This is a genomic window from Bacillus cereus group sp. N31 (assembly GCF_016483245.1).
GTDB lineage: Bacteria > Bacillota > Bacilli > Bacillales > Bacillaceae_G > Bacillus_A > Bacillus_A toyonensis.
Genome location: NZ_JAEHCH010000001.1, coordinates 517,592 through 530,221, shown reverse-complemented (window position 1 = coordinate 530,221; position 12,630 = coordinate 517,592). Strand labels below are relative to the sequence as shown.

Below are 12,630 nucleotides of genomic sequence, written 5' to 3'. Positions count from 1 at the left end.
TGAAACGACAAAATGCGTATATTTTTCATTTTTTTAACAAAATATTTATTTTATGTGCTTCATCTACTGTAGCTAACATAATAGATTCGACTTCTGTACTCTCCTCTAGAAATTCTCTCGCCCACGCTTCTGTTTTTCCTAATAAAGCAAGAACATCTTTCTGAATCCTCCCATCCTTTACTAATACAAAAGAAACTGGAGATTTTTTTCCCGCCACTTTAAGATCAAGTCGCGAAACTGCTTCATATTCTGGATATCTAAATATAGAAACGACACCGTTCGCTTCCCATAATGCTAATTTGATTGTTTGAATATCGCTCACATTTCGCATACGAAGTTCCGAAAATAAATATTCCACGGTAATTCTCGCTTTTTTCAAATTGCTAAAATCAATGGAACCATTGTGTATAAGAATGATAGGTGCTGGCTCTAAAAAACGTCTCCATCTATCCCATTTCAGCATTAAAACTGAGCTTATAATATGAAGTACAACGAGTATGAACGTTGTAATCATCGAACCGAGTAACCCTACTTTTTCATCAGACAATGCGTTAGAAATATTCCCACCAAGCAATAGCACTAATACAACATCTAAAAAACGAAGTTGTGCGATAGATCTTTGCCCCATCGCTTTCGTAACTAATATTAAAAATACGTATGCTATTATAGCCCGTACAACCCATTCCATATTTGAAAGGTGCCGTGCCCCTTCAAAAATATGCATATGCATCATTCGCACCCCATCTCAAACTGCTAGTCTGTTTTAGTTTGCAACGTTTAAGAGCATATATGTAAAAAAGCTAGTTCGTTTTTACACGAACTAGCTTTTTTACTTAACTGAAAACATATATTTTTTATACGTTTTCCGTACCGATAATATGAGACCCATCATAATCATATTCGAGAACAAGGAACTTCCCCCATACGATAAGAAAGGCAATGCAATCCCTTTTACAGGCATTAATCCAACGATCATACCGATGTTTTGGAATATTTGAACCGTTAATATCCCAATTGATCCAGCACATAATAATGTACCGAATAAATTATCAGCAGAATAACCAATAATAATTGTTCTATATAGTAGTAATAGGAACAAGAACACAACTAACGCTGCTACGATAAATCCACCTTCTTCGGCAATTGTAGCGAAAATAAAGTCAGTATGCTTCTCAGGGATATAGACGTTCCCTTCGCCAAATCCTTTCCCTTCCATACCGCCACTACCTACAGCTAAAATCGATTGCTGCGTTTGATAACCTTGATCTGTATGTTCAAATGGATCTAACCAACCTAAAATACGTGATTGTTGGTGAGGTTTTAGTAAAGTAACTAACTTATTAAAGAAGAAATCCTCATACCTTACGTAAATAAATATTAACGTAGTTAATATGGTGACTGGAATAACTGTACATAACGCTATCAATTTCTTCTGAATACCTGACATAAATAAAATACATGCAATGGCAGCAGCATATAAGAACACCATCCCTGTATCCGGTTGGCTATATACAACAGCCATAGGCGGGAGGGATACTAGCACAATTTTACCTACTAATTTTAAGTCCGTTTGGAATGTCCTTGCCATATACTGTGCATTATGTTTCACTGCTATACTTGCTACTACGAGAAGCAATGAAATTTTGAAAAACTCAGACGGCTGAATTTGTCCAACTAGCGGAAATACAAACCATCTTTTTGCACCTAATTTTTCAGGTGTGAAAGTGGAAACTGGTAGTATTTTCAAAAGAATAAGTGAAGCAAATCCAACGATATAAAGTGGCCAAGACAATTTTTGTAATTGATCTAGGTCAATGCTTGCAACAAGCAATAACAATACAACCCCAATTATGTAGTTCAAACCCTGTTTCATCGCAAAGTTTGCCTCTCCATATTGGCCAGTTTGCTGACTGCTATATATAGCAGCTATACTCGTAACACATAGTGCACACAAAATTAAAATTAATTTTACATCTAAACTTTTTAGAAACTCGGTACTTCTTTTCATGACATCCTCCTGAAACATTGTTACAGCAAAATAAAAAACCAGGAGTCAACATTCTTCATGTTTTGACGACTGATTACACATTATCTATAAAACACTTATATAGAATAACTCTCTTTTTCATACAATACAATATATTATACTACAGTTTCGTCAGTAAGATTTGCCAAAAAAATTATTCTTTTCTTATTTTATATCCATATACCATATATCAGCAATGTATTTTCATAAATTCCTAATACATAATCGTTCATTGTAAGATTACTGGGAAAGATATTATACATATAGTAGGTTGTAGATGAAGAAATAAGATGATAAAAAGCTCGCATAAGCGAGCTTTTTATTAATATACAGATGTATTATTTTCTGACGTATTTTCTAAAATTTCTTTTACACGTCCTAAGAACTTACCACAAATTAAGCCATCTAGTACACGGTGATCAAGTGATAAACATAAGTTAACCATGTCACGAGCACCGAACATACCGTTATCCATAATTACTGGGCGTTTTACAATTGATTCAACTTGTAAAATAGCCGCTTGAGGGTAATTAATAATACCCATAGATTGAACAGAACCAAATGATCCTGTGTTATTAATTGTAAATGTTCCGCCTTGCATTTCGTCCGCTTTTAACGATTTCGTACGTACTTTTCCTGCAAGCTCTGTAATTTCACGAGCGATACCTTTAATTGTTTTCTCGTCCGCTTGCTTAATTACTGGTACAAATAGTTCTTCCTCTGTTGCAACAGCGATAGAAAGGTTAATATCTTTCTTCTGAACGATTTTATCGCCAGCCCACATAGAATTGATTTGAGGATACTCTTTTAACGCTTGTGCTACTGCTTTTACGAAGAAAGCAAAGAACGTTAAGTTAAAGCCTTCGCGCTTCTTAAAGTCACCTTTAATTGAATTACGGTATGACACAAGGTTTGTCACATCTACTTCAATCATCATCCAAGCGTGTGGCGCCTCATGTTTACTACGTAACATATTCGCTGCAATTGCTTTACGCACACCTGTTACTGGAATTTCGATATCGCCCGGCATTGTCGGTACAGAAACTGGTTTCGCAGCTTCTACTTTTTGCGCTACTGGCGCTGCTTTTGGTGCTTCTGGGCGCGCTTCTACTACTGCTACAGCTTCCTCTTTTTTCGCACCTACTTGCGGAATGTTTCCAGATTCCACTAGTTTTAAAATATCTTTACGAGTGATACGACCATTTGCTCCCGTACCTTCTACTAAATCTAAATCAACGTTATGCTCGCCCGCAAGTTTTAATACCGCTGGTGAAAAACGTGGTTTTCCATCAGTTGGTTGTTTTACTTTCGGCGCTTTTTCAGGCGTAGTTACTTCTGCCTTTGGTTCTTCTTTTGTTTTTTCTTCTACAGCTGTTGCTGCTACTTCATCCGCGCCTTCTACTTGAATGACACAAACTACTTCACCTACAGCTAACGTATCGCCTTCACCAGCGATTAACTCTTTCACAATACCAGTGAAAGAAGATGGTACTTCTGCATTTACTTTGTCAGTCATTACTTCTGCAAGCGGATCATACTTATTTACGTGATCGCCAACATTAACGAGCCATTTACTAATTGTGCCCTCTGTAACGCTCTCCCCGAGCTGAGGCATTGTAATATTTTCTACAGCCATGTATAGTCCCCCCGATTAAAATTCCGCAAGTTCACGCATTGCTTTTTCAACTTTATCTGGATTTACCATAAAGAATTTTTCCATTGTTGGTGCATATGGCATTGCCGGAACATCTGGGCCTGCAAGACGTGCAACTGGTGCATCTAAATCAAACAGACAATTTTCAGCGATAATTGCCGCCACTTCACTCATAATGCTTCCTTCTTTATTATCTTCTGTTACAAGAAGAACTTTACCTGTTTTAGAAGCAGCTTCAATGATTGCTTCTTTATCTAATGGATACACAGTACGTAAATCAAGAATGTGTGCAGAAATGCCATCTTGCGCTAACTTCTCAGCTGCTTGAAGAGCAAAGTGAACACATAATCCGTAAGTGATAACAGTAATATCATCACCTTCACGTTTTACATCTGCTTTTCCAATTGGTAATACGTAGTCATCTTCTGGCACTTCACCTTTAATTAAGCGATAGGCACGCTTATGCTCAAAGAATAGTACCGGATCTTCATCACGAATTGCAGCTTTTAATAAGCCTTTTGCATCATATGGTGTAGAAGGGATAACAATTTTTAAACCTGGTTGGTTTGCAAACATCGCTTCTACAGATTGTGAATGATACAATGCACCGTGAACACCCCCGCCAAATGGCGCACGAATTGTAACTGGACAAGTCCAATCGTTGTTAGAACGATAACGAATTTTTGCTGCCTCAGAAACAATTTGGTTTACTGCTGGCATGATGAAATCAGCAAACTGCATTTCAGCGATTGGGCGCATACCATACATTGCCGCACCAATTGCTACCCCAGCAATTGCAGATTCTGCAAGCGGTGCATCAAGTGCACGATCTTCACCAAATTGATCATATAAACCGTGTGTCGCTTTAAACACGCCACCTTTTTTACCAACATCTTCTCCTAAAACGAATACTTTCTCATCGCGTTCCATTTCTTCGCGCATTGCTAATGTAATAGCATCAATATAAGACATTACAGCCATGAAACGTTCCCCCCTATTCTGCGTATACGTGCTTCAATGCATCTTCAGGTGCTGCATACGGAGCATTTTCTGCATATTCTGTTGCTTCATTTACGATATGCATAATTTCGTCTAACATTTGTTTTTCAAATTCCTCAGTTAACACGCCAGCTTCTTTTAAATAAGCTGCAAATGTTATAATTGAATCTTTTTTCTTTGCTTCTTCTACTTCTTCTTTATCACGATAAACACGATCATCATCGTCACTAGAATGTGCTGTTAAACGATATGATACTGTTTCAATTAAAGTTGGACCTTCACCACGTCGACCGCGGTCCGCCGCTTCTTTTACAGCTTTATATACTGCAAGCGGATCGTTTCCGTCTATTGTATATCCAGGCATACCGTAACCAATTGCACGATCTGATACGTTTTTACATGCTAATTGTTTTTCAACCGGAATAGAGATTGCATATTTGTTATTTTCACACATGAAAATAACAGGTAGTTTGTGTACACCAGCAAAGTTTGCCCCTTCATGGAAGTCACCTTGGTTTGAAGAACCTTCTCCAAATGTAACGAACGTTACTAAATCTTTCTTCTCCATTTTTCCAGCTAACGCAATACCAACTGCATGTGGTACTTGTGTTGTTACTGGAGATGAACCTGTCACAATACGATTTTTCTTTTGACCGAAGTGACCAGGCATTTGACGACCACCAGAGTTTGGATCTCCAGCTTTCGCGAAAGCTGACAACATAAGCTCTTTAGCTGTCATACCAAACGCTAGTACAACACCCATATCACGGTAGTATGGTAATGCATAATCTTTCTCTCTATCAAGAGCGAACGCTGCTCCAACTTGTGCAGCCTCTTGTCCTTGACAAGAAATTACGAATGGAATTTTACCTGCACGGTTTAATAACCACATACGTTCGTCAATTTTACGTGCAAGTAACATCGTACGGAACATTTCTAATACTTGCTCATCACTTAAGCCAAGCTCTTCATGGCGCTTTTCTTTTACTTCTGCCATTTTTCATAACCTCCTAAATCCACATTTTTATGCGTGTAACGCTCTTCCATCTACAGCAAGTGCTGCTTCACCAATCGCCTCAGATAATGATGGATGCGGATGAATTGTATGTGCTACTTCCCAAGGTGTTGCATCAAGTACTCTTGCAAGACCAGCTTCAGAAATCATATCTGTTACGTGTGGTCCAATCATATGAACACCAAGAATGTCATTTGTTTCTTCATCAACTACAAGCTTTACAAAACCATCAGATTCTCCGTATACAAGCGCTTTTCCGATTGCGCGGAATGAGAACTTACCTACTTTTAACTTATAGCCTTTTTCTTTCGCTTCTTGTTCTGTTAAACCGACAGAAGCAACTTCTGGACTGCTATATACGCATTTTGATACCATAGAGTAATCAATTGGCGTAACTTCTTTCCCTGCAATATGTTCTACTGCAACAATTCCTTCGTGAGAAGCAACGTGAGCAAGTTGTAAGCCACCGATTACATCTCCAATTGCGTAAATATGAGATTCTTTCGTTTGATAAAACTCATTTGTTTGAATGTATCCTTTTTCCACAACGATATCCGTATTCTCTAAACCAATATTTTGCGTATTGGCTTGTCTTCCTACAGATACAAGCATTTTTTCTGCTTTAAATTCTTTATTCTCACCGTTATGTTCAGCTTGAATTGTTACTCCATTATCTTTTACCAATGTTTCTGGTAATACTTTTGCACCAGTCACCACTTTAATACCTTTTTTCTTGAACAGACGTTGCATTTCTTTTGAAACGTCCTGATCTTCTAGTGGTAAAATCGTTTTCGCATACTCTAACACTGTAACTTCTACACCGAAGTCAGCAAGCATAGATGCCCACTCAATACCAATTACACCGCCACCAACGATAATGATCGAACTAGGAAGCGTTTCCATTTTTAGGGCATGATCTGAAGACATTACATACTCTCCGTCTAACTCTAAACCTGGTAATGAATTTGGACGAGAACCCGTTGCAACAAGTACATTTTTTGGAATTAACATTTCATTCTCTTCTCCACTTGCAAGTTCAACTGAAATTGTCCCTGGCATCGGAGAAAAAATAGACGGGCCAAGAATACGGCCAATACCTTCAAACACATCAATTTTACCTTGTTTCATTAAATGTTGAACACCTTTATGAAGCTGCGTTACAATCTTCTCTTTACGCTCTTGTACTTTTGCAAAGTTTAGTTCTACATTACTTGCAATAACTCCGAACTCTTCGCTTTTTTTAGCAGTTGCGTATACTTCCGCACTACGTAAAAGAGCTTTACTAGGAATACATCCTTTATGCAAACAAGTACCACCAAGATTTTCTTTTTCAACAAGTGCTGTTTTTAATCCTAGTTGTGATGCGCGAATTGCAGCAACATATCCACCTGTACCGCCGCCAACGATGACTAAATCATATTCTCTTGCCATTATCTCAACCCCTAGCTACTGTTTGTTTTTCTCTTACCACATACTCTTTCGGCGCTTCTTCTTCACGTAATACACGAAGTGCTCCTTCTGCTAACGCTTCTAACTCATCTTCCCCTGGATGTACGATAACATCTGCAATCCAATCCACTCGTTCTTTTATTTCATCAACAAGTATTTTACTGTATGCAAGTCCACCAGTTAATACGATTGCATCGATTTTTCCGTGAAGTACAGCACTAGCTCCGCCAATCTCTTTCGCAACTTGATATGCCATTGCTTTATAAATAAGAGTTGCTTCAGGATCGCCTTTTTCAACCATTTGTTCTACTTTAATTGCATCATTTGTACCGATAAGACTTACAAGTCCACCTTGTCCGACAAGTTTTTTAACCATTTCGTCTCGGTAATACTCACCAGAGAAACACATCTCAACTAATTGTCCTACTGGTACTGTACCAGCACGCTCTGGACTAAATGGTCCTTCTCCGTTTAAGCCATTATTAACATCGATAACTTTTCCTTTTTTATGAGCACCAACTGTAATACCGCCGCCCATATGTGTAACTAATAAATTTAAATCCTCGTATTTGTGGTTTAATTCTACAGCCACTTTACGAGCAACTGCTTTTTGGTTTAATGCATGGAAAATACTTTTACGTTCCATACCAGCAATACCGCTTATACGAGCAATCGGTTCCATTTCATCTACAACGACAGGATCCACAATGAATGCTGGAATATTTAATCCAGAAGCGATTTCATATGCTAAAATGCCTCCAAGATTCGAAGCGTGATGACCGCTAAATCCATTTTTCAAATCTTCTAACATTGCATCGTTTACTGTGTATGTTCCGCCTTCTATTGGACGAAGTAATCCACCACGCCCACAAACAGCGTTCAATTTTGAAATGTTAATACCGTGAGAATGTAAAACTTCTAATATTGTTTCTTTTCGAAACTCATATTGGTCGATAATTCGTTTATATTTCCCAATCTTTTCTTCATCATGACGAATTGTTTCTTCTAAAACAGGTCTTTCATTATCAAAAACACCAATTTTTGTGGATGTACTACCCGGGTTAATAACAAGAATTCGATTTAAGGACAATGTTGCTACCTCCACTAATAAATTCAAAAGGACGTGGAAACCTCATGAGAGGTAACCACACCTTTTGTAAAAGTTATATATGAATGATTAGCGACGGCTAATAATGTCGTGACCGTTGCGTAAGTATGTGCTACGAGAGTTTTTCAAGCTTGCAATGCGCTCTTCAGCTAAACGATCTGCTGCTACATAAGTTGCTATGCCATCGCGTTTTGAAATTTCGATTACTTTTGCAATTGTGTCATAAATTGACTCAACACGTTTTAGCGCACGTTCTCTATTATATCCATATAATTCGTCTGCTACGTTAATTACGCCACCTGCATTAATTACATAGTCTGGTGCGTATACAATACCCATTTCATGAATGATGTCGCCGTGACGATCTTCTTTTAATTGGTTATTTGCAGAACCCGCGATTACTTTTGCTTTAAGTTGCGGAATAGTTTCATCATTAACTGTTGCGCCTAATGCACATGGTGCGTAAATATCACATTCAACACCGTAAATTTCATTTGGCTCAACTGCTGTTGCACCGAATTCTTCTACTGCACGTTGTACAGCTTCTTTATTAATATCTGTAACAATTAATTTTGCTCCTTCAGCGTGTAAATGTTTGCATAGATGATATGCTACGTTACCAACACCTTGAACAGAAATTACTTTTCCTTCTAGATTATCTGTACCGAACGCTTCTTTCGCAGCTGCTTTCATACCACGGTATACACCGTATGCAGTTACTGGAGATGGGTTTCCAGAAGAACCGAATGAAGGTGAAATACCTGTTACAAAGTCAGTTTCTTCATGGATAATATCCATATCATCTACTGTAGTACCAACATCTTCAGCTGTAATGTAACGTCCGTTTAATCCTTGAATATAGCGTCCTAATGCACGGAACATCGCTTCACTCTTATCTTTACGTGGGTCACCGATAATTACTGTTTTCGCTCCCCCTAGGTTTAAACCAGCTGCTGCGTTTTTGTATGTCATCCCTTTTGCAAGACGCAATGCATCTTCAATCGCCGCTTCTTCAGAATCATATGTCCACATTCTTGTTCCACCAAGAGCCGGTCCAAGTGTTGTATCATGAATTGCAATAATTGCTTTTAAACCTGATTCTTTATCTTGACAAAATACTACTTGCTCATAATCATATTTTTCTAAGTATTCGAAGATTTCTAATGTCATTGTCGTTTCCCCCTAATGTTTTACCCTTTTTGGTTTATTTTGAAGCAGTCGTAACTGCCAATGCTAATGAATATACTTTTGTTTCTGCTGAATCAGCACGAGATGTTAAAACTATCGGTGCTTTTGCGCCAGCAATCATCGCTCCTACTTTTGCATCTGCAAAGTAAACGAGTGATTTATAGAGCACATTTCCAGCTTCAATCGTTGGGACGAGTAAAATGTCTGCCTTACCTGCTACATCACTTACTATGCCTTTATGCTCTGCTGCGATTTGTGATACTGCATTATCTAAAGCAAGTGGTCCATCAACGATACAATTTTTAATTTGTCCGCGGCGATTCATTTGTGTTAACATCGCTGCATCAATTGTCGCCTGCATCGCTGGATTCACAACCTCTACTGCTGCGATTGGTGCCACTTTTGGCAACTCGATTCCTATTGCCCGGGCAACTTCTACAGTATTTTGTATAATAGCAGTTTTTTGTGTTATATCAGGTGCGATGTTCATCGCTGCATCTGTAACGAAAATAAGACGATCGTAATTTGGAACTTCAAATGCTGCTACATGTGAAAGCACGCTACCTTTACGTAACCCCCACTCTTTATTTAACACAGCCTTTAAAATATTCGCTGTTGGGATGTTGCCCTTCATAAGCACATCTGCTTCACCGTTTCTCACAGATTTAACAGAAAGCTCTGCAGCCTCAGCACTTGACGCTGCTGCAATCACTTCAATGTGGTCTGAAGTTTGTAAACCATGTTCTTGTAGCATCCCCATTATTTTTTCTTGATTTCCATATAGACGAAATTGAGCTAGCTGTAATTTAATCGCTTTCGCTACAGCTTCAATTACTTCATGATCTTCAGCTACTGCTACAGCTACAGTTTTTTTAGGCTGTCCTGCTGCTTGATCAATTAAGTGTTCTAACTTCATATTTTGTAATCAACCCTTTCCGTCGTCCCTCGTTTATTTATAAAGCAAATACCGTGCCAACTTTTTAAAGTGGTCTTACCAATAATGAAAACGCATTCAAAATGCAGTAAAATCAATACTTTGCAAAATAACGAAACATTCTGTCTTAATTTGTCACTTTTTATATACCATGCAATAAATTGCACGGTACGCAATTTATTGCATGCTATTTTTTGCACACTCATACTTTTCTAGCTTGTAATATAGATTTCGAACTGAAATTCCTAATGCTTTTGCAGTTTTCGTTTTATTCCCATCAAATTTCTCTAGATATCCACGAATAATATTCCCTTCAAACTCTGTCACTAAATGTTCAAGTGGCTTTTCTTCTAATTCAGGTAATAAGTTATTTTGAGCTAACTCCGCCTGCTCTTCTTTATGCAAAGGGGGTAAATGCTGTACATCAATATATATCTCGTTATAATTCATAAAGATAATCGCTCGCCCTAAAATATTTTCAAGTTCCCTTACATTCCCTGGCCATTCATATGATTGTAGATAGGAAATAGCCGAATCAGTGAGCCCCTCTACATTCCGACCATAATCTTGGTTTATTTTTTGTATCAATCGTTCAGCAATTGCCGGTATATCTCCTTTTCGCTGACGAAGAGACGGAATTTGAATTGGAATTTTATTTAATCGATAATATAAATCCTCTCTAAACTCTCCTTCTAGAATAGCCTTTTCTAAATTCACATGTGTCGCTGCAATTACCCGAACATTAATAGGTATCGCTTTCGTTCCACCAACTTTTACAATTTCTTTTTCTTGCAACACGCGAAGGAGTTTCGCTTGCGTATTTGCAGACAACTCACCTATTTCATCTAAAAAGATACTACCGTTATTCGCTTCCTCAAAGAATCCGCGTTTCCCCCCTCTTTTCGCTCCAGAAAACGCACCCTCCTCATAACCGAATAATTCACTTTCTAACAACGTCTCCGAAATCGCCGCACAGTTTACACGGACGAACTTATTATATTTTCGATTACTTCCATTATGGATCGCATGTGCAAATAATTCTTTACCCGTCCCAGATTCTCCGCGTAACAATACTGTTGCCGGTGTATTCGCCCCAAGTTTCGCCTGCTCGATAGCTGCAGTTGTTTCATCTGAATTTCCGACAATATCATCAAATGAATATTTTGCTTCTAATGTACGAATAATCTGTCTCGCTCTATTCAACTCATTTGTTAACTTTTGAATTTCTGATACGTCACGAATTACACCGACGCTTCCTTTTAATATCCCATCAACAATAACGGGTGCTACGTTTACAATTACATCGCGCTTCTTTTGCCCAATCTTCATATGTATTCCGCGTACCGCCCTACGCGTTCGAAGTACTTTCATATGCATACTTTCACCTTCTACAATATCAGTTGTAGCCGGTTGACCAAGAATATCTTCTTCTGTTAAACCCGTTAACTTCGTATAAGCAGGGTTTATAACTAATCCTCTTCCTTTCTCATCGACAACCGAAATTGCTTCTTCAGATGAGTTGATAATTGCCTCTAGTAACGTTTGAATTTCTTTTAAATCTGTAACTTCTTCCGCTAAATCTACAACTTCTGTAATATCTTTAAAAATCGCAAATGCCCCTTGAACCTCTCCTCCTTCTTTTAATATTGGAATACGTGTTGTAATAATTTTCTTTTCATTTTCTAACGTCAGTTCATAATTTACTTCTATTTGTTTCGTACGTATAATGCGAAGCAACTTACTAGTTGGAATAACTTCTAAAATATATTTCCCTATCGCGTCTTCTTTTTTATATCCGATAATACGCTCTGCACTTTTATTAAAAAGACGGACTTGTCCCTCTTTATCAATTACAATCATACCGTCATGTGTAGAATTTAAAATTAATTCTCCTTGTTGCGTCTGTTCCTCTAACTGTCCAATTAAACCTTCCTTCTCATGCGCTAATTTCGTAACAATTTTCGCAATATCACCTGGAATGAGAAGAGTATCTTTATGCTTTTTCTCTAGTAAAACTTTATGTAAACCATCGTCACCTGTCATATCAAATATGACATCGATATGCATAGAAAAAAACGGAGTTACACTCTCTCCAATCGCAATCCCATTTTCCTTAGCAATTTGTAATCCTTGCGCAATCGGATTTATATCAATAACCCCTATAATTTGAAATATATTCGAACTTTGTAACAGATTCAGCAGTGTACTTCCACCTTCACCTGCACCAACAATTAAAACCTTTTGTTTCATACATTAC

10 protein-coding genes are annotated in these 12,630 nt (G+C 37.9%); all 10 read right to left on the bottom strand.

Annotated elements, in window-relative coordinates:
• Positions 1–25: 25 nt before the first annotated feature.
• Positions 26–730, bottom strand: a complete 705-nt coding sequence (locus JDS81_RS02855) for a DUF421 domain-containing protein (RefSeq protein ID WP_000550952.1) — start codon at positions 728–730, stop codon at positions 26–28.
• Between the two features lie 99 nt (positions 731–829).
• Complete coding sequence (locus JDS81_RS02850) at positions 830–2,008, bottom strand: FtsW/RodA/SpoVE family cell cycle protein (RefSeq protein WP_000831187.1); 1,179 nt, start codon at positions 2,006–2,008, stop codon at positions 830–832.
• A gap of 340 nt (positions 2,009–2,348) precedes the next feature.
• Positions 2,349–3,662, bottom strand: coding sequence for a dihydrolipoamide acetyltransferase family protein (locus tag JDS81_RS02845; protein ID WP_088055242.1), 1,314 nt, complete (start codon positions 3,660–3,662; stop codon positions 2,349–2,351).
• A gap of 15 nt (positions 3,663–3,677) precedes the next feature.
• Positions 3,678–4,661, bottom strand: a complete 984-nt coding sequence (bfmBAB, locus tag JDS81_RS02840; protein WP_000290072.1) for a 3-methyl-2-oxobutanoate dehydrogenase subunit beta — start codon at positions 4,659–4,661, stop codon at positions 3,678–3,680.
• A gap of 13 nt (positions 4,662–4,674) precedes the next feature.
• Positions 4,675–5,676 carry a 3-methyl-2-oxobutanoate dehydrogenase subunit alpha gene (bfmBAA, locus tag JDS81_RS02835; RefSeq protein ID WP_000852549.1) on the bottom strand — a complete coding sequence of 334 codons (1,002 nt, stop codon included), beginning with the start codon at positions 5,674–5,676 and terminating at the stop codon, positions 4,675–4,677.
• A gap of 27 nt (positions 5,677–5,703) precedes the next feature.
• Positions 5,704–7,125, bottom strand: coding sequence for a dihydrolipoyl dehydrogenase (lpdA, locus tag JDS81_RS02830; RefSeq protein WP_000090439.1), 1,422 nt, complete (start codon positions 7,123–7,125; stop codon positions 5,704–5,706).
• 4 nt (positions 7,126–7,129) lie between these two features.
• Positions 7,130–8,233: a butyrate kinase gene (gene buk, locus JDS81_RS02825; protein WP_000056190.1), complete on the bottom strand. Its 1,104-nt coding sequence runs from the start codon at positions 8,231–8,233 to the stop codon at positions 7,130–7,132.
• 87 nt (positions 8,234–8,320) lie between these two features.
• Positions 8,321–9,421, bottom strand: a complete 1,101-nt coding sequence (locus tag JDS81_RS02820) for a leucine dehydrogenase (protein WP_000171363.1) — start codon at positions 9,419–9,421, stop codon at positions 8,321–8,323.
• A 34-nt stretch (positions 9,422–9,455) separates the two neighbouring features.
• A complete protein-coding gene (gene yqiS / locus JDS81_RS02815; protein ID WP_097952993.1) occupies positions 9,456–10,355 on the bottom strand; it encodes a phosphate butyryltransferase in 900 nt (299 codons plus the stop codon).
• 195 nt (positions 10,356–10,550) lie between these two features.
• Positions 10,551–12,623: a sigma-54 interaction domain-containing protein gene (locus JDS81_RS02810; protein WP_097952992.1), complete on the bottom strand. Its 2,073-nt coding sequence runs from the start codon at positions 12,621–12,623 to the stop codon at positions 10,551–10,553.
• Between the last annotated feature and the right edge of the window lie 7 nt (positions 12,624–12,630).